At 39.1% G+C, this 22,432-nt stretch carries 16 protein-coding genes; 12 read left to right on the top strand and 4 right to left on the bottom strand.

Annotated elements, in window-relative coordinates; translation table 11 throughout:
• Positions 1–66: 66 nt before the first annotated feature.
• The gene (locus SKC36_RS11120) at positions 67–1,596 is read right to left on the bottom strand and encodes a DUF1501 domain-containing protein (protein WP_459465934.1); all 1,530 of its coding nucleotides are present in this window, start codon (positions 1,594–1,596) and stop codon (positions 67–69) included.
• A gap of 1 nt (position 1,597) precedes the next feature.
• Positions 1,598–2,977, bottom strand: coding sequence for a DUF1800 domain-containing protein (locus SKC36_RS11115; RefSeq protein WP_459465933.1), 1,380 nt, complete (start codon positions 2,975–2,977; stop codon positions 1,598–1,600).
• A 266-nt stretch (positions 2,978–3,243) separates the two neighbouring features.
• Here SKC36_RS11115 and SKC36_RS11110 point away from each other — a divergent pair, with 266 nt between their 5' ends.
• From SKC36_RS11110 to SKC36_RS11100, 3 genes are all read left to right on the top strand, one after another.
• On the top strand, positions 3,244–3,723 hold the full coding sequence (locus SKC36_RS11110; protein ID WP_459465932.1) for a hypothetical protein: 480 nt from the start codon (positions 3,244–3,246) through the stop codon (positions 3,721–3,723).
• Between the two features lie 169 nt (positions 3,724–3,892).
• Positions 3,893–7,255, top strand: a complete 3,363-nt coding sequence (secA, locus tag SKC36_RS11105; RefSeq protein WP_459465931.1) for a preprotein translocase subunit SecA — start codon at positions 3,893–3,895, stop codon at positions 7,253–7,255.
• A gap of 411 nt (positions 7,256–7,666) precedes the next feature.
• Positions 7,667–8,284, top strand: coding sequence for an L-2-amino-thiazoline-4-carboxylic acid hydrolase (locus SKC36_RS11100; protein ID WP_459465930.1), 618 nt, complete (start codon positions 7,667–7,669; stop codon positions 8,282–8,284).
• Positions 8,285–8,297: 13 nt separating this feature from the next.
• Here SKC36_RS11100 and proB read toward each other — a convergent pair whose 3' ends face one another.
• The gene (gene proB / locus SKC36_RS11095) at positions 8,298–9,326 is read right to left on the bottom strand and encodes a glutamate 5-kinase (protein WP_459454756.1); all 1,029 of its coding nucleotides are present in this window, start codon (positions 9,324–9,326) and stop codon (positions 8,298–8,300) included.
• Between the two features lie 192 nt (positions 9,327–9,518).
• Here proB and SKC36_RS11090 point away from each other — a divergent pair, with 192 nt between their 5' ends.
• On the top strand, positions 9,519–9,956 hold the full coding sequence (locus tag SKC36_RS11090; RefSeq protein ID WP_459465929.1) for a hydrogenase: 438 nt from the start codon (positions 9,519–9,521) through the stop codon (positions 9,954–9,956).
• Positions 9,957–9,964: 8 nt separating this feature from the next.
• Here SKC36_RS11090 and aat read toward each other — a convergent pair whose 3' ends face one another.
• A complete protein-coding gene (aat, locus tag SKC36_RS11085; protein ID WP_459465928.1) occupies positions 9,965–10,576 on the bottom strand; it encodes a leucyl/phenylalanyl-tRNA--protein transferase in 612 nt (203 codons plus the stop codon).
• 226 nt (positions 10,577–10,802) lie between these two features.
• Here aat and SKC36_RS11080 point away from each other — a divergent pair, with 226 nt between their 5' ends.
• The 8 genes from SKC36_RS11080 to SKC36_RS11045 all read left to right on the top strand — a co-directional run bounded on the left by SKC36_RS11080 (position 10,803) and on the right by SKC36_RS11045 (position 20,680).
• On the top strand, positions 10,803–11,468 hold the full coding sequence (locus tag SKC36_RS11080; RefSeq protein ID WP_459465927.1) for a GNAT family N-acetyltransferase: 666 nt from the start codon (positions 10,803–10,805) through the stop codon (positions 11,466–11,468).
• A gap of 2 nt (positions 11,469–11,470) precedes the next feature.
• Positions 11,471–12,664, top strand: a complete 1,194-nt coding sequence (gene argG / locus SKC36_RS11075) for an argininosuccinate synthase (protein WP_459465926.1) — start codon at positions 11,471–11,473, stop codon at positions 12,662–12,664.
• A gap of 1 nt (position 12,665) precedes the next feature.
• On the top strand, positions 12,666–13,616 hold the full coding sequence (argC, locus tag SKC36_RS11070; RefSeq protein WP_459454761.1) for an N-acetyl-gamma-glutamyl-phosphate reductase: 951 nt from the start codon (positions 12,666–12,668) through the stop codon (positions 13,614–13,616).
• A gap of 41 nt (positions 13,617–13,657) precedes the next feature.
• A complete protein-coding gene (locus tag SKC36_RS11065) occupies positions 13,658–14,785 on the top strand; it encodes an aspartate aminotransferase family protein (RefSeq protein ID WP_459454770.1) in 1,128 nt (375 codons plus the stop codon).
• Positions 14,786–14,907: 122 nt separating this feature from the next.
• On the top strand, positions 14,908–17,025 hold the full coding sequence (locus SKC36_RS11060) for a peptidylprolyl isomerase (RefSeq protein ID WP_459454762.1): 2,118 nt from the start codon (positions 14,908–14,910) through the stop codon (positions 17,023–17,025).
• A 72-nt stretch (positions 17,026–17,097) separates the two neighbouring features.
• Positions 17,098–18,774: a gliding motility-associated ABC transporter substrate-binding protein GldG gene (gene gldG / locus SKC36_RS11055; protein WP_459454763.1), complete on the top strand. Its 1,677-nt coding sequence runs from the start codon at positions 17,098–17,100 to the stop codon at positions 18,772–18,774.
• A 94-nt stretch (positions 18,775–18,868) separates the two neighbouring features.
• The gene (gene dnaN, locus SKC36_RS11050) at positions 18,869–19,993 is read left to right on the top strand and encodes a DNA polymerase III subunit beta (RefSeq protein ID WP_459454764.1); all 1,125 of its coding nucleotides are present in this window, start codon (positions 18,869–18,871) and stop codon (positions 19,991–19,993) included.
• Positions 19,994–20,260: 267 nt separating this feature from the next.
• A complete protein-coding gene (locus SKC36_RS11045; protein ID WP_459454765.1) occupies positions 20,261–20,680 on the top strand; it encodes a thioredoxin family protein in 420 nt (139 codons plus the stop codon).
• Positions 20,681–22,432: the final 1,752 nt, after the last annotated feature.

The raw sequence follows: 22,432 nt of genomic DNA, 5'->3' as shown, positions 1-22,432 counted from the left end.
CCTCAAATGTTGCAGTAAAAGGCGCTACGAATATACAAATTTATGGCTTGTATTAAAATCACCCCCTTACTGAACAATCATCCTTTTGTGCATCGAAAGCCCTGATGTACTAGACATATGTACCAAGTAAATGCCCGGAGAAAGACCTAATGCGATCAAAGTCAACTGATAAGTCCCTTTTGTCCGCGTACCTTGATAAATAGTCTTGATCTCCTGTCCTTGTATATCATAGAGACTAATTTTGATGTCTAAAGCTGGTTTATATACGGCATATTGGACGGTAGTAAAATCAGTCACAGGATTAGGCATAGGAGAATTCAGCTCCATTCCCAAAGTATCTGGTAAGACATCTGGAGAATTTTTATAAATAGGTACACGCTCAAATGTCTGTTTGAAAAGCTCCTGCGTCTTATAGGCATCTAATCCTAGATGATCGCGAAGGACCGTACTATAAATCTGACGATAATCGAAATTATAGCGTAAATCGCCATTATTATCCAAATTAGTTAGATTAGGATTGGCTCCAATTAAGCCTCCACGAACGGAATTTCCAATAAACAACATAGGTGCTGCGGTTCCATGATCTGTTCCTTGGGTACCATTTTGATTTACTCTCCTTCCAAACTCTGAAAAAGTCATGATGCTGACGGAATCCGCTAAACCTTGGTTGGTCATATCATACTGAAAAGCTGAAACCGCCTCTGAAATGGTTTTCCATAAGTTGGCATGCTGGTTTTTTTGATTCGCATGGGTATCAAATCCGCCAATATTAGCTAGGTAAACCGGTGTCTCCAATCCTCCAGCCACTAATCTAGCGATGATACTTAATTGTCTAGCTAAATTTGAATTGGGGTAAGTGTAAGTATTTTTTGCCTTATTGGCTGCGTCACGAATAACGGTGGAATATTGTATGGATGAACTCGCGATTTGCTTTAGAAAAGCCAACTCGTCGCCGGCAAGGGTAGCAGGTGGTAATTCAGCATCAGCTAAGGTGCCAGAAACTAATTGGTAAAATAAATTGGGATCTTCAAATACGGTCCCAACCCTTCCCACATCCGTTTGAAATAAGAGTGATTCCACAGACCCAAGTTGTATTGCCATGGGATCCTTAGGCAATTGAATGGGATAGTTGGGGTATTGCATTTCTAAAAAACGGCCTGCCCAGCCCTCATCCCATACGGTCGCGGCATCGGAACCTGTATTCCAAATATCCGTAGCTCTAAAGTGAGATCGATTAGGATTAGCATACCCAACGCTCTGCGCAATGGATACCAGTCCTTTATCGTACAAAGCCTTCATGCTGGTCATGGCAGGATTCATGTACATGCCATTGGAAAGCGGAAGAGCATCAGCCCTTTTAATGGAAATATCTGGCCTCTTAGAAAAATAATTATCGTCCTCAGCAGGTATTATGGTATTTAATCCATCATTACCTCCATTGAGTTGAATAATAATCAAAACCTTCCCTCTTGCCGAACTTGCATAGGGAATGGCTCCAAATGCTTTCCCTGAAATGGAACCCATACCCCAGGTCACCCCACCACTAAGCAAGGCCATTTGACGCAAAAACTTTTGGCGGCTAATTTCTTTTTTCATTTTATGCCAATTGATATTCAGGTAAACGCATCATTGCTTTCAAAAATTTATTAATCCTCGCATCTGCATTGGGTGTATACGTGGACCAATTGGCTGCAATAGTGCCATCCAAAAGGACTTCCAGTAAAAATGCCTTTCTAGCTTCAGTTAAGGGGAAGCGAATGAATAATTTGACCATTTCTTCCACAAATTCCTTGGGTTTTTCAGCATTGGAAGATAACCTAGCAAAAGCTATGGGATCTAATTTTCCCGTGACCGTAGCCCCATTATACCTTTTCCCACTTAAAAGTGAATCCGTAAACCCTGATCGGTAGGAATAGGTTGTTGAGCTGATCCAATCGCGCTGGCCTTCCCAACCCGAAACATCAGGTGGCTGAAACAACTGCATTTGAAGGATGATTGCCATATCATACCAGTTCTGTAAATCTGGGTTTTTCAATTCCAATTGCTTAGCTGCCCCTACGATCAACTCCGTTGGGCTCTTAATTTTAGCTGCTATAATTTCTGGTTTATAAAACTCCTCTGAAGTAAATATGAATTTCAATAAGGGCTTTAACTCAAAATTGTTTTGCCTTAAAACCGCAGCCATTTTTTTAACAAACACCTCATCTGGCTTGTAATAAACGAATTCCTTGTAAATCTTACGACTTATGAATTCGGCTGCTGCTGTTTGTGTAAAAATATGATCAATCAGGCCATTATTATCAAATCGGGCAGTTTTACCTAAAACCGTAAGACTAGTTTCTCGGTACCACCTTGTTGCATCAAAAACCGAAACCAATCCCCTTACTTGCCATCCTGAAAATACTTTGGCTGCTTGCTTGATGTCATTCTCAGTATAGTTACCAATCCCTAGCGTAAATAATTCCATTACTTCCCGGGCATAATTCTCGTTGGGAGAAGTCCCCCTACTATTATTTCCATCCAAATAGATGAGCATGGATGGATCAATACTAATATCTTTCACTAATTGCTTAAAATCCCCAAAGGCATATTTTCTAAAAAGCTGATTTTGCTTGTAAACATATTGAGGATAATTTACTTTTTGCCTCTCGTTGGAAAAATGGTTATGTAAGAATAAAACCATTTTTTCCTGCATGCTGAGTGATTCTTTATGCATACGGCTGTACCACCATTTCGTCAACTGCAAAAACCAAGGACCAGCCTGATTCCTATCCAATTGAGCTTGCTCAGGAGTTAAATCCACCCAAGTATCAGGTGGGGAAGGGAGTGGAATATCCTTTAAAATAGCTAGGTCTAGCAAATCATTAAAATTGCCATAACCCATAGCTCGCTCTAAATCCGTTTTAGAATAGCCGAACAATACGCGGGATAATAAATGGGAAACATGGGTGGTATTCCAGGTTAACATGGTGTCCATGTGTTTAAATGTATTTCATAAAAGCCATTGAAATACAGCCGTTAATAAGTTTAAAGTAGATTGTAATAATAAAGCAATCAAACTTAATTATCAAATAATTGATAAATTAACTTGTCATTTTTCTATTTTCAAGAAATCTGGGAACTTCTCCTTGGGGTATTCCGTTCTACTGAAGTTTACTGTTAAAATATTTTGGAACTGATCAAAAAAATTAACCGTAGAAACCAAAAAAAATCACTTGATTTGCGAGAATTATCCCTTTTCCTATGTCACAAGCTTATACCCCACCCAGAAGAGCTCCTCGAAAAAAATTAAAAATGCCCTTGTTCGGCAATATGGTTGGTGGCAATTCAGGTTCAGGAGAATCGGTGGATTGGGGAGGAAAAAATTTCACCAAACTTGTATTCATCGTTGGAACTTTAGGATTATTGGCCCAACTTTTTTTGCCTAACCTTTGGGCAGAAAAAATGTATGATTCACCAAGTGAAATTCGCGATTTAGCTTTGGAAGGGTCTATTCGTAAAAAGTATACGGATGCCACTAACCCAAACGAAATACATTACATCTTGGTTGTGAAGCAAAAAGACGGGACACGTAGAAAATTAGATTTACATTTGGCCGATCCTGTATTTTTCGATCAAGTAGCTGTTCCGCAGCGACTTAAAAAAGAGTCTGGATCCTTGAATGTGGTCGTTACCCGTTTTTCCAAACCAGATACCACCATGACCATAAAGTTTAAAGATTAACATGTCGCATCATCTATTTTTGGTCAATCAATTAGCACAATATATATTCCAAAAGTTCTGAAAGTGATTTACTCTAGCCCAATCCTGGAGAATTTAGAGATTTTAGAGATTAATTGGTAAATTGCATATTCAATTTTAAAATGGCCTAGGTAGGCACACATTCTATACAATGTTATCCATCTTCAGCAAAACAGTAACCAAAATATTTGGAACCAAGTCGGAAAGAGACATCAAAGCCTTGATGCCGATTGTCGACAAAATAAAAGAAGAGTACGCTCGCTTGAGTTCCATCTCAGACGATGAATTACGTCAAAAATCCTATGATTTTAAAGCTCGTATTCAAGCATTTTTAGCTGATATCGATGCTCAAATAGATAGCTTACATGCGCAGGGTCAAGCCACCGAGGACATAGATGCCAAAGAGAAGTTTTTCCAAGAGATTGATAAATTAAATCTGGAACGCAATAAGCAATTAGAAGTCATTTTGAATGAAATTCTACCAGAAGCATTTGCCGTAGTTAAAGAAACGGCTCGTCGCTTTACAGAGCATAAACAATTGGTGGTTCAAGCCAGTATTGAAGATAAATTCATTGCTTCCAAGAAATCCAATGTAACCATAGATGACGATAAAGCCATCTGGTCAAATACCTGGGATGCCGCAGGAAATACCATTACTTGGGACATGATACATTACGATGTCCAATTGATTGGAGGTATTGTATTGCACCAAGGAAAAATCTCTGAAATGGGCACAGGAGAAGGTAAAACCTTGGTTTCTACCCTTCCCACTTATTTAAATGCTTTGGCTGGTCGAGGTGTACATATTGTTACTGTCAATGATTATTTAGCTAAACGTGACTCGGAATGGAATGCGCCTTTATTTGAATTCCATGGGTTACGAGTAGATTGCATTGATAAGCATGAACCCAATACCGAAGAGCGTAGAAATGCCTATGCAGCGGATATCACCTATGGTACTAACAATGAATTTGGCTTTGATTATTTGCGCGACAATATGGCTCGTAGCCTAGAGGACCAAGTTCAAAGACCGCATCATTTTGCTATGGTGGATGAGGTTGACTCCGTTTTAATTGACGATGCAAGAACCCCATTGATTATTTCTGGCCCTATTCCTCGTGGAGATGAGCAAGAATTTGATGTCTTCAATCCTCGAGTTCAAAAGCTTGTTGAAGCTCAAAAGCAATTAGTACAAAACTTTTTAGTTGAAGCCAAGAAACAGATTGCGGCAGGCGATAAAAAAGAGGGTGGATTAGCATTATTTAGGGCTTTCCGTGGTTTACCTAAATCCAAACCATTGATTAAGTTTTTATCGGAATCTGGAAATAAGCAAATTTTACATGAAACGGAATCCATTTATTTGGCAGAAAACCAAAAATTAATGCCACAAGCAGATTCTCCTTTGTTATTTACCATTGAAGAAAAAAATAACCAAGTAGAATTAACCGAAAAAGGATTGGAATTCATGAGTGGTAATACCGAAGATCCAAACTTCTTCGTACTTCCAGATTTATCCATTGACCTTAATAAAATTGAGAAAAATAAAGAGCTGTCAGATGCTGACCGTTTATCTCAAAAAGAACAATTGATTCGTGAATACAATGATAAAGCCAGCCGAATACATACGGTCAATCAATTGTTAAAGGCATATGCATTGTTTGAGAAGGATACGGAATACATCATAGTAGACGGCAAAGTGAAAATTGTGGATGAGCAGACTGGTCGTGTGATGGAAGGACGCCGTTATTCGGATGGTTTACACCAAGCGATCGAAGCGAAGGAAGGCGTTAATGTGGAGGATGCTTCCCAAACTTATGCCACCATCACCTTGCAAAATTATTTCCGTATGTACCACAAATTAGGTGGTATGACCGGAACAGCCGAAACGGAGGCTGGTGAGTTTTGGACGATTTACAAATTGGACGTCGTTTCTATTCCAACCAACCGTCCTATTCAAAGAAAAGACGCGGAAGACAAAGTATATCGTACGGTTCGTGAAAAATACAATGCTGTAGCCGAAGAAATTCAAGAGTTAGTGAACCGAGGCCGACCTGTTTTAGTGGGTACGACTTCAGTAGAAAACTCAGAATTAATTAGCCGTTTATTGACGATTCGTAAGATTCCTCACAATGTATTGAATGCGAAGCAACATGCACGTGAAGCAGAGATTGTAGCCGAAGCTGGTCAATCGGGTAAGGTAACCATTGCGACAAACATGGCGGGACGTGGTACAGACATTAAGTTAAGTCCGGAATCAAAAGCTGCTGGTGGTTTGGCCATTATTGGTACTGAAAGACATGAATCAAGACGTGTCGATAGACAGTTACGTGGTCGTGCGGGTCGTCAAGGAGACGTGGGATCATCTCAGTTCTTTGTTTCTTTGGAAGACAATTTAATGCGTTTGTTCGGTTCTGACCGTATCGCTAAGGTGATGGATCGTTTGGGTATGGATGAAGGAGAAGTTATTCAACATTCCATGATTACCTCTTCCATTGAAAGAGCACAAAAGAAAGTAGAAGAAAATAACTTTGGTATTCGTAAACGATTATTGGAATACGATGACGTCATGAACTACCAAAGAAATGCCATTTATAAACGTCGACAAAATGCCCTTTTAGGAGAACGTTTATCTTTGGATATCATCAATACGATGTTTGATGTATGCCAAGATTTGGTGGGTCAATATTCAAGCTATGCTGAATTGGAATTGAAGGTTATCGAATTATTGGGCATTGAGCCACCATTTGTGGAAGAAGACTTCAACCGTTTATCTCCTGAGGTGAAGATTGAGCGTTTATTCTTGGCTGCAGAAGATCATTATAAGAGTAAAAATGAAGGTATAGCTCAGCAAGTTATTCAAGTAGCTCAAGAAGCTTTGCGTCAAGGATATTCCGGCATTCAGGTTCCTATTACCAATGGAAATTGGGTAACGGGTGTTGTGGTTGATGCGCAAAAGACCATTGATTCGCAAGGAAAAGAAGTAGTCAAAGAAATGGAGAAATTCATCACTTTGACATTGATTGACCAAGAATGGAAAGAGCATTTACGTGAAATGGATGATTTAAAGCAGTCCGTTCAAAATGCCGTATTCGAGCAAAAAGATCCATTGTTGATTTACAAATTTGAAGCCGTAAATCTATTCCAACGCTTTGTGTCAAGAGTAAATGTAGACACCATCAGTTTTGTATTAAAAGCAGAAATACCTGAAATTCAACAAACAAACCAAGCACAACAAGTTAAAAAAGAGAAGGCCCCGAAATTGCAATTAAGCAAAGATGAAGCTATTTCTTCCTTGTTGGGCGGTTTAGCCGGAGGACAAGGTGAAGAACAGCAAGAATACCATGACCCTTCTTCGAGGAGCGAAGAGAGAATTGCTCCGCGTCAGGCTATTAAAATTGCTGACCGAAATCAAAGAGTCACTGTTCAGTATCGCGATGGTTCCTTGAAGGAAAATGTCAAATATAAGACAGTGGAACAAGATGTAGAAAGTGGAGAAGCGGTTGTGATCGCCTAAAAACTACATATTATTTCCATATGAATTGGTTAGTTATGGGCGGCTCAGCGAGTCGAATAACTAACCATTTTTTTTGTTTTTTTGAAAATATTTAAATAATTAAATAATTTTCTAACTATTGTATTAAAACGTTCAAAATCTACTATACCATGCCATTTAAAAATCAAGTATTAACAGATCCGGTCAAAGGAGATGTTTACGAATTTCTAGAAACTGCTCAGGATAGCCAAGGTAAAACACAAATAAAATGTTAACGCATTTTTAACGCTGTCAAGGTTCGAAACCTTGCCAGCGTTGCGTTAACGGATTAAAATTCAATAAATTGTCCAAGAAATTGATAATTAAAAAAGGTAGGTACTAGCTTTATAATCCATCGTTCTTTTCACTGATTTTTTGAAAATAATCCTTCTCATGAAAAAATTTAATCCCTATTTTCTGCCCACATTAGTCAAACATTATCCCTTGACGGCCAATGAAATCATTTTCAAAATGGATGTCCTTTATCCCCAGATTTACGATGCTAGCTTAGCTGACTCTCAAAATCCCATCGACAAAAGATTATCTTTCAGTGCCTACTTTTTAGCCATGATTCAAAGTCTAGATGAGAAAGGGGAAAGTTATGAACAGATTAGACAAGTATGTTTAGAAGTAGCCAATGATTTTGTTCAGCCTAAAAATAGATTTCAACGATTGATCAAAACCTGGCCATCTCGCTTCATAGGAACTTGGTTGGGACGACTATTAATTCAAAACTTAAAAAAAGAAGCTGAAAAATCGGGACATCCTGATGGATTTATTGCTCGAATAGTGACGGATAAAGCATCTACGCATGGCTTAGGCTATGGCATTGACATCCTACAATGCGGTATTTGCAAGCAATTTCAAAAACATAATTATGCTCGGTTTACCTCCATTTTATGCGAGGTTGACCACTTGACTACTAGTTTAGCTGGATTAGAAATGATCCGACAAGGTACGATTGCCCAAGGTGCTGAGCGGTGTGATTTTAGGTATAAAATAAAAAAATAAAAGGCTGACTCCTTTACCAAAGCACAATATCATCTGCATGTGCTACTTCTAAACTAGATGTAGCTGCTAGCAATTCAGATTTAGCACAACGGGCCCTAGCGATGGCCACAGGCGTTTTGGAAACATCCAATAATTCGATGACCTCCCCTTTTTCAAAATCACCTAAAAACTCAACTACGCCCACAGAAAGCAAACTTTTTCTTTGAGATATAGCTTTTACTGCACCCTTATCCAATACCGCTTTACCTCGAATCAAAGAACCTGTTGCCAACCACTTTTGCCGAGAATTCAAAGTAGCTTCCTGAGCCTCAAAAACTGTCCCTATTTTTTCGTGCAAGGCATCCACTATTCCCTCCTTTTGATCAAGGCCAAATATCACCACCTTAATTCCGAGCCGTGTTGCCATACGAGTGAATGTCAATTTGGAAATCATTCCTCCTAAACCAGAGCTAGATTTATCCGTACTTACCACACTTAATACCTCAGAATCAATCTCTTTAACATACCTGATGATATTTCCTGCTCCATCCAAAAGCCCTCCAACTGAGGTGGAAATCAATAGTTTAGAAGCTCCAAAACCTGTAGCTATCAAAGTAGCTAATTCATCATTGTCGGAAAATTTCAACTCTACATTACTCACTACGTCATTTTCATTGGCAATGGGTATAACTCCATTTTTCCAAAGCTCCTGGTAGGTTTCTTTTAATTGTAAAAATTGACCTCTCTGCGAAAAATGATGACGTTCGCAAAGACTTTGAGCAATAGAAATACCGTATTTCTGAAAATAATGATTGTATTTCGCTATCAAAATGGGATTTCCCACGGCGGCTGCGGCTTTACGTTCCGACAAACTTCCCTTGTAATTTTTAAAGACTGATTTACCTGCTGCCACAGCCCCACTCGATACCAATACAATATGGTAATTAGGCTGTAATTGAGCGACTTGCGAGGCTATTTTCTCTAAGGTTTGCTCGTTTACCTCCCCATTAGCATGGGTGATTGAGGACGATCCAAATTTTATTACTAGGATGGGTTTTGACATAATCAATCGATATTCCTGCAATTTAAGCAATAGAATTCATTCTTGGAATGGAGAATGGAGAATGGAGAATGGAGAATGGAGAATGGAGAATGGAGAATTGCTTTATAAAAAGAAAACTTTCTATGATTTTGAAATTTTCAAAAAGCCACTTAAATTACTCAAATATGATTCAACCTACTCATTATCAGGCATATGGAAAATACCACATTACACAAACAGCAGGCCGATAAGCTCATATTTTTGGGCATTTTCTTGTTCTTTTTAGGATTAGTGATAGGATTACTCATCCCAATACTTGCCAAACCTAGATTAGGCTTATCCTCTCATTTAGAAGGAGTTATGAATGGCATGTTTTTAGTTATTTTAGGACTAATTTGGCACCGACTGAATTTATCAAATCTTTGGTTAAAATTAACTTTTCAGTTGGCCGTGGTAGGAACCTACCTCAATTTTCTAAGTATCGGTCTAGCAGCAGCGACAGGAGCAGGAAAATTATTACCCATCGCTGGAGGAAGGGAACAAGGGCCATTCATAGAATCTGTCATAACCACGGGCTTGGTTTTAGTCACCATCACTATGCTCTTAGTTTGTATTTTAGTCATGAAAGGATTGACCCAGCAAGCAAAATAGTACCTAGTTCAATAATCCATTCCGGGCAATTGAAAATGGCAGGTCTTTTTTAAGGCCTTGGCTAATCGACTTTTATATTCCCTCCGACTGATTTCAATGGCTCCATAACGTAGCACATTGTCATTCATAAATTGGGTATCCAATAAAGAATATCCTTTCTCGCGCAATAAAACCATTAGGTAATGAAAGGCGACCTTGGATGAATTTGATACTAAACTAAACATGGATTCCCCAAAATAGGCCCCACCCAAAGCTACTCCATACAAGCCTCCTACCAATTTCCCATCTTGATATGCCTCCACAGAATGAGCAAAACCCCTCCGATTTAACTCGGTATAAGCTTGAATAATTTCCTCCGAAATCCAAGTTTCGGAGTCCGTAGACCTAGGTGCTGCACAAAACTGCATAACTGCTTCAAATTGCGTATCCACACGTATTTCAAATACATGTTTATTTATTACGGAGCGCAAAGATTGGGCAGGTTTATAGGTATCAATCGGGATGATAGCTCTGGGATCTGGACTATACCAATGTATTTCACCCTCATCTGCCATGGGAAAAACCCCTTTGGCATAGGCATAAATTAACTGTTCGACTGATAATAGTTTAACCTCTTCCATGAAATAATTTGGAGATTATTCGCATTTCCCCGTTGAATTTCTGAAATTGCGAGCTAATTAGGACAAACTTAGGACGAACTACCTGGGTTTACAAAAAGAATGCAGATAAAATTATTATTCGTACATCTTACATCTCCTATCCGACGAAGGCGACGATACATCTTTAGGGTATGATCCCCTAGGGACCCGAAGAATGCTATTGTTTAATTTTTATCGTCGTTACTGAATGAATTCTTATACTGTTCAAGTTGCTAGTCAAGCCCATTTTGGCCTAGCAGAGTCTATTTGCCACGAAATGGCAGAATCGGCAAAAGCTCGTGGAACGGGTATTGCCAAAAGAACGCCTGAATACCTGCAAGAGAAAATGTCGGAAGGTAAGGCCATCATCGCCACTGATGACGTCACCGGTGGATTTGTGGGCTTTTGTTATTTAGAAACCTGGCAACATGGAAAGTTTGTTGCTAACTCGGGATTAATCGTTAATCCTTCTTATCGGCAATATGGAGTAGCCAAAGCCGTAAAAGCTAAGGCCTTCGAATTATCTAGAACCCGCTATCCTGATGCCAAAATCATAGGTATCACCACTTCCCTAGCCGTGATGAAGATCAACTCGGACTTGGGATATGAACCCACTACTTTTTCTGAATTACCAGTAGATGATAATTTCTGGAAAGGCTGCGAATCTTGTGTCAACTATGATATTTTAACTCGGACTGAGCGAAAAATTTGCCTTTGCACTGGGATGATTTATGATCCCAATGCAGCAAAGAAGTCTGTAGGCGATTCAGAGGAAAAATGGTTATTCCTCAAAAACATTGCTGATTTCAGCAAATTGAAAAAGATCAAAGAAAAATTATTAATGCCCTTTAAGAAAAAGGGGAAATCCAAATAAACATGAGCAAGCCGAAAGTAATTTTAGCCTTTAGTGGAGGATTAGATACCTCATTTTGTGTCAAATATTTAACCGAAGAGCGTGGCATGGAAGTGCACTCGGCATTGGTAGATACAGGTGGTTTTTCTCCGGAAGAATTAAAAGCCATTGAAGCCAAAGCCTATGCTTTAGGAGTTAGCTCACACGTTACTTTGGACGTGGTGGATTCTTATTATCAAGATTGCCTACGTTATTTGGTTTATGGCAATGTTTTGAAAAATAATACTTATCCGCTTTCTGTATCTGCTGAACGTGTATTTCAAGCCACGGCTGTGGCAAAATATGCTGAAAAATTAGGTGCCAAGGCCATCGCTCATGGAAGTACAGGGGCAGGAAATGACCAGGTTCGATTTGATGTGGTATTCCGCATCTTAGCTCCTGAATGTGAAGTCATTACGCCAATTCGTGATTTACAACTTTCACGTGAAGCTGAGATCGACTTTTTAAAATCTAAAGGTGTCGTTCAAGAATGGCATAAAGCCGCTTATTCCATCAATAAAGGCCTTTGGGGTACTTCGGTGGGCGGAAAAGAAACATTAACTTCTGATGGATATTTACCGAAAGAAGCTTGGCCTACTCAATTGACCAAAACTAGTCCAGAGAAAATTACTTTGGAATTTGAACAAGGAGAATTAGTTGGTATCAATGGAAAAAAATCCGCATCTAAAGTAGCTGCCATCCGCGAATTAACAGAATTAGCGGGTGCTTTTGCCATTGGAAGAGATATCCACGTAGGAGACACCATTATTGGTATCAAAGGTCGTGTGGGATTTGAAGCTCCTGCTCCTTTAATTATCATCAAGGCACACCATAGTTTAGAAAAACATATTTTGACCAAACATCAATTGTATTGGAAACAAAACATTGGTGATATGTACGGAACCTTGTTGCACGAAGGCCAGTTTCTAGAGCCTGTCATGCGCAACTTTGAAACATTCTTGGCAGATACCCAAAGCAATGTAACAGGAACTGTTCATGTACAATTAAACCCATATCAATTCCACATCCTAGGTATTGAATCGAAATACGATTTGATGTCCTCTGTTTTTGGAGCCTATGGAGAAATGAATAAAGCTTGGACGGGCGATGATGTAAGAGGTTTCTCTAAAATCGTCTCCAACCAAACCATGATACACCGGAAGGTAAACGAACAATAGTATGGCTAAAATAGGAATAGTAGGCGCAGCAGGATACACCGGAGGTGAATTATTACGGATTTTAGTCAATCATCCTGATGTGGAATTGACTTGTATATTATCTAATTCACAAGCTGGGAAATTGGTTTCTGATGTACACACAGATTTATTGGGTAGTACTTATGCCAAATTCACGGATACCTTAAAACCCGTGGATGTACTCTTTCTTTGCTCGGGTCACGGAGAATCCAAAAAATTTCTAGAGGCAAATGACATTCCTTGGCATACAAAAATCATTGATTTAAGTACCGACTACCGGGATGAATCGGATGGCTTTGTTTATGGTCTTCCCGAATTTCAAAAAGCCAAAATTCAAACGGCTCAAAAAATTGCGAATCCAGGATGTTTTGCCACATCCATTGAATTAGCTCTTTTGCCTTTGGCAGCTGCAGGAAAAATTACTGGCGATGTGCATGTTTCAGCCATCACAGGTAGTACTGGAGCCGGACAATCCTTATCCAGCACCAGTCATTTTTCTTGGAGAAATAATAATATTAGTATTTACAAAGCTTTCACCCATCAACATCTGGCAGAAATTGGTCAAACCTTAGCCTTTGGTAACAAGGCCCCTTTGATCCATTTCGTCCCTTATCGAGGAAATTTCTCCCGGGGAATCATGGCCAATGTATATACTCCATACACAGGTACTCTGGAAGAGGCCTTGGAATTATACAACGATTACTATGAGTCCTTACCCTTTGTCTTCGTCTCTAAAGCCAGCATTGATTTAAAGCAAGTGGTGAATACCAATAAATGTTTGTTGCACCTTGAAATCCACCAAGGACAATTATTGATTACTTCCATTATCGATAATTTAATCAAAGGAGCCTCTGGTCAAGCCGTGCAAAACATGAACATCATGCTCGGATGGAAAGAAGATGAAGGTCTACGATTAAAAGCCATTGGTTTTTAATTAGTATTTAATAGCTAGATTTTCATTCAAAAATTACGCATATCATGAATTTATTTGACGTATATCCACTTTATCCAATTGAACTTGTAAAAGCACAAGGAGTCATTTTATGGGATAAAAAGGGTCAAACATATATCGATTTATACGGGGGCCACGCCGTTATTTCCATCGGACATTCTCATCCCTATTATGTGGCCAAATTGACGGAACAATTGCAGAACATAGGATTTTATTCCAATTCTGTGATCATTCCAGGTCAGGAAGAGCTAGCAGAAAAGCTAGGGAAATTATCAGGTTACCCTGATTATCAATTGTTTTTAACCAATTCAGGGGCTGAATCCAATGAAAATGCCTTAAAATTGGCATCCTTTCATACGGGACGCAAAAAAGTGGTGGCATTTAAAAATGCGTTCCATGGACGTACAGCTGGTGCAGTGGCTGTGACCGACAACCCAAGCATAGTAGCACCCATCAATGACACCTCTCATGTGAGTTTCCTTCCTCTCAATCAATTAGAAGGTTTAGATGAGGGAATTACTGAAGAAACAGCGGCGGTGATCGTGGAAGGAATACAGGGCGTAGGTGGTATTCAAGTAGCTGAAACGGAATTTTTGAAAGCCCTTAGAAAACGTTGTGATGAAACGGGAGCTCAATTAATATTGGATTCTGTACAATGCGGATACGGCCGTTCAGGTAAATTCTTCTCCCATCAGTATGCCGGTATTCAACCAGACATGATGACAACCGCCAAAGGCATGGGAAATGGTTTTCCTATGGGTGGGGTATTAATAGCACCGCACATTAAAGCCAGCTATGGCCTTTTGGGTACCACTTTTGGAGGTAATCACATGGCTTGTGCAGCAGGAAATGCGGTTTTGGATATCATCAAAGAGGAAAATTTAATTGAAAACGCCGCTAAAGTGGGTCAATATTTGATCGATCAATTAAGTCAATTCACCGCGGTCAAAGAAGTAAGAGGAAAAGGTTTGATGATTGGAATAGAATTCGAAGCGCCCGTTGGACCCATTCGTGATGCTTTATTATTTGATCACCATATCTTCTGTGGATACGCTGGAAAGCATACATTGCGCTTATTACCAAGTTTAGCTATTGACCAAAAGGTGGCTGATCAGTTTTTAGAAAGTTTGACCCAAGTCCTGAAAGCTTAAATTTCGGAGTTACATTCTGACAAAGGTTTGCTTTTTCATTAGAAATGTGATTATTTTGCGTTTCTTTTGTGAAAGGCTAAGGCTATTAAAAAAGACATTAAACAACTTATTATACATTATCAATGGCATTAATTACAAAAATTAGAGAGAAATCGGGAATCGCGGCAGCAGCAATCGCCATCAGTTTAATTTTATTTCTCATCGGTAGTGATATTTTCCAAGGAAGATCGTCTTTATTTGGCTCCAACAACCAAGAAGTAGGGGTAATTGCCGGTGAAAGCATTTTATTACCTGAATTTCAAAAGAAGGTAGAAGAGGCTACAGCCAATTACACGGCACAAACAGGAAAAGGTCCAGGTGAGCAAGAAGCCACTATGATACGTGATCAAGTTTGGAATCAATACATTTTGGATATTGCTTACAAAAAAGAGTTTGATGCCTTAGGTCTAAAAGTTTCTTCCGAAGAATTGATTGACATGGTTCAAGGAAATAATATCCACCCATCTGTTCGTCAGCAATTCACAAATCCACAAACAGGTCAGTTTGATAAGATTTTTGTGATTCAGTTTTTGAAAAACTTAAAGACAATGCCTGCACAGCAGCAACAAGGCTGGGCTAGTTTTGAGAAATCCATTGCTCAAGATCGTATTCGTTCAAAATATGAAAACCTTATCCGTTTATCTACATACGTAAACACGGCTGAAGCACAAAAAGAATACCAATCTCAAAATGCTAAATTTTCAGCTCGCTTCTTATACGTGCCTTTCTTCTCTATTCCTGATTCTACTATCAAGGTGAGTGATGCACAATTGGAAGAATATTTAGCTAAACACAAAGATCGTTTCAAAGGGGTTAACTCACGTTCCATCCAATATGCTACTTTCCCAGTTGTGCCTACGGCACAAGATACGGTTGAGTTTTACAACCAAATCAAGAAGTTAGCGAAAGACTTAGCTGTTGCACCGAATGATTCAGCTTTTGCCATGTTGAATTCCGATGTGCGCACACCTTATTTATTGGCTTACTCTGAAATTCCAGAAGCGGTTAAATCTCAATTAGGTACTTTCCAAGTGGGTGGTATTTATGGCCCATTCAAAAACGGATTGACTTATTCTATTTACAAATACGGCGGTGTTAAAAAAGATAGCTTGTTCACTGTTCGTGCCAGCCATATCTTGATTGCTCCGGCTAATAAAACAGATTCTGCTAAGGCACAAGCAAAACAAAGAGCAGAAAGCATCTTGACTCAAATCAAAGGTGGTGCAAGCTTTGAAACCTTGGCGCAATTGAACGGAATGGATGGTACTGCACAAAATGGTGGTGACCTAGGATATTTCAAAAACAATGGTGCTATGACCAAAGCCTTCGAAAAAGCTGTTTTCGGATTTAACGGTGCTGGTTTAATGCCGGGTGTGGTTGAAACTGAATTTGGATACCATATCGTTAAAATTACTGATGCGAAAACCAATACAGCTTACCGTTTAGCTGCTATCAACAAGACCATTGCTCCTTCACAAGCTACTTTAGACCGTGTTTATACACAAGCCGATGCATTTGCCAATGCCAATGGAACTTTAGGCGCGTTTGAGGCAGCTTTGAAAAAAGATAAAAACATCATCATGATGCGTGCTGAGCGCTTGTTAGAAAATGCGACTAGCATCAATAACCTAACGAATGCTCGTGAAATTGTGCGTTGGGCTTTTGATGAAGGTACTTCGATCGGTGATGGTTCTAAAAAAGTATTTGAACAAGACAATCAATACATTGTGGCTTATTTAACTGGTAAAACAGATAAAGACAATGTTAAAGTGGACGATTACCGTGAAGGTATTACCAACTTGGTTCGTGCTGAACTGAAAGGTGAAAAAATTGCTGCGAAATTGAGCACTATCAAAGGTAGCTTAGAGCAAATTGCTCAGAAATATGGTGCTGGTGCCTTGGTAGAGAATGTAGCTGATGTTACTTTATCTACGGGTATGTTAAATACTGCTGGTCCAGATGCGATAGCTCTAGGTAAAATTGCAGGTTTAAAAACTGGGAAAAGAAGTCAAGTATTCGTAGGAGACAATGGGGTTTACATTGCAGAAAAAACGGCTGCTGTAGCTGCTCCAGCTTTGGCGGATTATACCACGTATAAAACTCAGATTCAGTCGATGGGTATACAACGTACTTCTTACTACATCAATGAAGCCATTAAAGAAAATGCGAAGATTGTAGATAAGCGTTACAAATTCTATTAATCAAAATATCTTTTATCTTTGAAAAGCATTCTGCAAAGAATGCTTTTCTTGTTTGAAACCAATTTTATCTACATGAAACTGACAAAAAACAGCTTATGGGCCATCTTGATCGGATTGGGTTTTTTACTCATGATCATTAGTCCACAGCTTCGTTTACGTTGGGATTTAAGTGAAGAAAAGAAATTCACCTTGAGTGAATCCTCCATATCCGTATTGCAATCCTTGGATGGCCCAATCGCCATCAAAGTATATTTGGGTGGGCGTAATCTTCCAGGCGGCTTTAGAAGGCTAGAAAAAGCATTGATGGAGCTACTTGATGATGTTCGCGCACAAAGCCCGCAGCGCATCGATATAGAGCAAATAGACGTCTATAAAACCTATCCGAAGGAGAAAGATCGACAAGCTCTCATATTTTATTTAGATTCATTAGGCATCCCTCCTACCAATGTTGTCAATCAGGAAGATGGCCAACAAGTACAGCAATTGATATTTCCGGGTATCGTTATTGAGAAATCAGACCGCCAAGCTGCCATTTTGCTTTTGAAAGGAAATAAGCTGACTAGTCCACAAGAGGTATTAAATCAGTCGATTGAAGGCCTAGAGTACGAGTTGATGCAGGGAATCAGGCAGGTACAACAAAATCAAGAACGTAAAAAAATCGGTTTCTTTTTAGATCATAGTCAAGTACCCGCCATCAAACAACTGGATTTGATAGCTCAATTAAAAAAATCCTACGATTTATATCCGGTTGATTTATCACAATCCTTGACCCTTGACGGCTTGGATGCCATTTGTGTGATACAGCCTTCCATCAAATTCTCGATGGAAGATCAATACAAAATAGACCAATTTCTGGTTCAGGGCGGAAAGGGCATTTTCTTTTTGGATGGAGTTCGAATTGATACCTTGGAGAGGCAAGGCTTAATTGTGACTCCCCAGGAGATAGGTTTGCAAAACCTTTTGTTTCAATATGGCATCCGATTGAACGCTAATTTGGTGAAGGATGCGCAACTCTGTGGAGCCATTCCATTGGCGGTGGGCAACTTTGGTAACCAAGCTAATTTAGAATTAATGCCTTGGCCGGCATTCCCCTTGTTGAATGGAAATCCGAATTCGGTCATTACTAAAAACTTAGATGCGGTGTATGGGCATTTTGTTTCTAGCTTGGATACGGTACAAAGCGGCCAGCGTTTAAAACGGACAGCTTTATTAAAAACGAGTCCTTATACTCAAGTTCAAAAAACACCTGCCACCCTTCCCTTTTCAGCTTCTGGCAAAGAATTTGACCCGGCTAAATACCAGGGAGGATCGCAAGTGATTTCTTACATGCTGGAAGGTGCATTTCAGTCGGCCTTCACCAACCGTATTTTACCTACCGAAAAATTAGCGAAACCGTTTCAAGCCCAATCTGATAAAAAGGGAGCTTTGATCATTGTGGCCGACGGGGACATACCTTTGAATGGAGTGGACCCTAGTACCAAGGCGCCACTCCCGCTAGGATTTGATACTTTCGCGAAACATACCTTTGCCAATAAAGACTTTATTTTGAATGCTTTTCATTATTTATTGGATGATCAACAAGCCTTATTGGCCCGAAATAAAAATGTTCGTTTGAGGCCCTTGGATAAAGTCAAGGTAAAGGAAGACAAAAGCTTTTGGCAAGGTATAAATTTGGCTATTCCCATCGCTTTTGCGGGAATTATCAGCCTTTTGGTAATAGTCTACCGAAAGAAAAAATACAATGCCTGAAACCTTTGGTAGAATACCTAAATTATTTTAACTTCAAGGTTTGAATGCACCTGCAGGTGCCTTTATCACAAATACTCTTAAAACCATCCTATACATGAAATTTAATGTAGCTTCTAGTGTTCTTCTGAAACAAATCTCAGCCATCAATGGGGTTGTTGCGAGCAATCCAATCATTCCTATTTTAGAGAATATTTTAGTGGAATTGGAGGGCAATCAATTGACCTTAACGGCATCTGATTTACAAACGGTGATGACCACCACCTTGGATGTAGAAGGCTCAGAAAATGGATCTATTGCACTACCAGCACGTTTATTGTTGGAAACCCTTCGTAGCCTACCTGAGCAGCCTGTTACGATTATGGCAGATCAGGGTACCTTTGGGGCGGAAATTTCCACACAGAATGGTCGTTTTAAATTGAGCGGAGAAAATCCCATCGACTTCCCACGTATTCCAGAAGTAGCCAAAAATCAATCGATTAGTCTTTCTTCTTCTGTTTTGGGAGAAGCCATTGCTAATACCTTGTTGGCCGTTTCTAATGATGACATGCGTCCGGCTATGACAGGGGTTTTGATTCAAATGATGGGTGATCATACCAATTTTGTGGCTACTGACGGCCACCGTTTAGTTCGTTACCGCAGAACAGATATTCGTCCAGAGGCTCAAAGCAGCTTAATTTTACCTAAGAAAGCATTATCCTTATTGAAATCTACCCTACCGATGGACGATACCACGGTGAAAGTAGAATTCAGTCAGTCGAACGCCTTCTTTACCTTCCAAAGTTTCTCCTTGATTTGTCGGATTATCGACGAGCGTTTCCCAGAATACGAAAATGCGATTCCGAAGGAGAACAATGAGATTTTGACGATTAACCGCATGGAGTTTTTGAGTTCGGTGAAACGTATCTCGATTTATTCCAATAAGACAACGCATCAAATTCGCTTGAAATTAAGTGCCAATAAATTAACGCTTTCTGCAGAGGATTTAGATTATTCCAATGAGGCCAATGAGGTCTTGGCATGCGAATATGCTGGAAAAGATATGGAGATTGGATTCAATGCCAAATTGATATCGGAGCTATTGGGTAATTTAAGTGCGAAATATGTGGACATTAAATTGAGCGAACCGAACAAGGCAGGTTTAATCATTCCATCGGATCAAGATGAAAATGAGGATGTATTGTTATTGGTGATGCCGGTGATGTTGAACTCGTATAATTAAGAATGAAGAATGTAGAATGTAGAATGAAGAATGAAGAATGAAGAATGAAGAATGTAGAATGTAGAATTAAGTATGTAGAGTTTCAAACTTTATATTTTACATTTTGAAATTTAATGTTATCATGCTAGTTTTTCATTGCTGCAATTACTTCAAATATAATTTTTAACTTATTTATCCGTTATCAATTGTAAACTTAAAGCACAACCGATTCTTCATTCTTCATTCTTCATTCTACATTCTTCATTCTACATTCTACATTTAAACAATATGAAATATTTAGCTCTAACATTTTTACTATCCATTTCACTCGCTTCTTTTGCTAAAACGGCAGATGGTGATGGCATTGAATTTTTTCATGGAACGTTCAAGCAGGCATTAGCAAAGGCGAAGAAGGAGAACAAATTAATCTTTTTTGATGCTTATACTTCATGGTGTGGGCCATGTAAGGTATTGAAAACCAAAGTATTTCCAGACAAAGAATTGGGTGAATACATGAATGCGAAGTTCATTTCTATTGGTGTGGACATGGAAGCGGGTGAAGGTCCGCAATTGGCCAATATGTATCCAGTAGAAGGTTATCCAACTTTGATGTTCATGGATGCTTCGGGAAAGGTAAAGAAGAAGGTATTGGGTTTGCCTCGTGGTGGTGCTAAGGAGTTATTGACGGTAGCCAAATCTGTTAAATAATCAGTCCCTCATTCATAAAAAGGCTGTAAGGCTCTTTAAATAATGTTGGCTTCGAGAGTCTCAGACGATGTTGGCTTCGAGAGCCTCAGCCAACTGTAAATTGTGCTATTCGACATGTTCCGAAGGGTCATGTCGAATGATAGATCATTGGAATTTGTAATTCCGAAGATCATTCATTTGATACGGCTTTAATTTTTGACGCTTAGCTATGCCCTACGCAAGAGTGAAAAATGCGCCTACCGCTTCGTTCCAACCTTTCGTTGGGATTAACCTTTGAATGTAGCAAAATAGTGAATAGTGGTTAGGGATTAGTGTTTAGCTCTTAAATAGCATTTTGTAAATTAACAGTTGGCTTCGAGAGCCTCAGCCAACTGTTAATTTTTGTAGTAAGACACAACTACTCAATTTACTTCAAGTAGATGAGTTGGCTGAGGTTCTCGAAGCCAACCTTTAAAATTCAATTTGTAATCTTTTAATCGAACACTACTTCAGTACCATTTTCCAGGTATTTCTTTTTTTGGAGAAAAAAAAACAAAAAAACTTATAGGTAAATACGGTTAATCCTAAGACGAATTCCGCTTTGCGGAACCGATGCTCACTCCGCATACGGCTTTAATTTTTGACGCTTGGCTACGCCCTACGCAAGAGTCAAAAATGCGCCTACCGCTTCGCTCATGCTTCGTTCCCATCTTTCGTTGGGATTAACCGTTCAACTTAAAATAAAGGGATTAGTGTTTAGTAGTTAGTGCTAAGAATCTGATAATTAATCTATTCTATTTATCCAAGTAATTTCTAATCAATAGCAGGTCTCGTCGTTCAGCTCCAGCGAAAGGGAATGAACGCAGCGGTAGACGAGGTTTTGACAACGCGCAAGGGCGATGCCGCGTCGGCGTCAAAAGTATAGGCGATAGCGAAGTGAATCCCGGTTCTGCGTAGCAGAATTCGCCTTTGCTGGACGACAAAAAAAAGGTTTTTTTTGTTTCTTTTTTTTTGAAAAAAAAGAAATGCCTTGGTAAGCGCTATTTAAATAAAGTGATTGATTTAAAGAATATTTAAATATTCATCTTTCTTTTCATCAAATCACGTGGATTTTCTTTTTTTCATAAAAAAAGAAACAAAAAAACTTATTGGAAAGCGGTTAATCCTAAGTTGTTAGTTATTAGGGATTAGTTATTAGCATGTTGTGCGATATCCATTTTTAATTTATCATTCATCATTCACAATTTCCTTTTCGCTCCGTTCCCATCTTTCGTAGGATTAACCTATGTAATGTAGAATGTAGAAATATAGTGATTAGAGGTTAGGGATTAGTGTTTAGGTGTTAAATAGCATTTTGTAAATTAGCAGTTGGCTTCGAGAGCCTCAGCCAACTGTAAATTCTAACATAGCTATTAGACATGTTCCGAAGGGTCATGTCGAATGATAGATCATTGGAATTTGTAATTCCATACATTTTCTAGGTATTTCTTTTTTGGGAGAAAAAAAGAAAGTCCTTAGTAATCAAAAACTAGGTAAAGGGTCAATTGAAAAGGATTTTAATGATTTAAATTGACTATTCGACATTACACTTAGTAGAACAAACAACTTATGATGTTGGCTTCGAGAGCCTCAGCCAACTGTAAATTTCTAACATAGCTATTAGACATGTTCCGAAGGGTCATGTCGAATGATAGATCATTGGAATTTGTAATTCCATACATTTTCTAGGTATTTCTTTTTTGGGAGAAAAAAAGAAAGTCCTTAGTAATCAAA

The sequence above is a fragment of the Aquirufa sp. OSTEICH-129A genome, from assembly GCF_054558355.1.
This window is presented reverse-complemented; position numbering and strand designations above follow the sequence as displayed.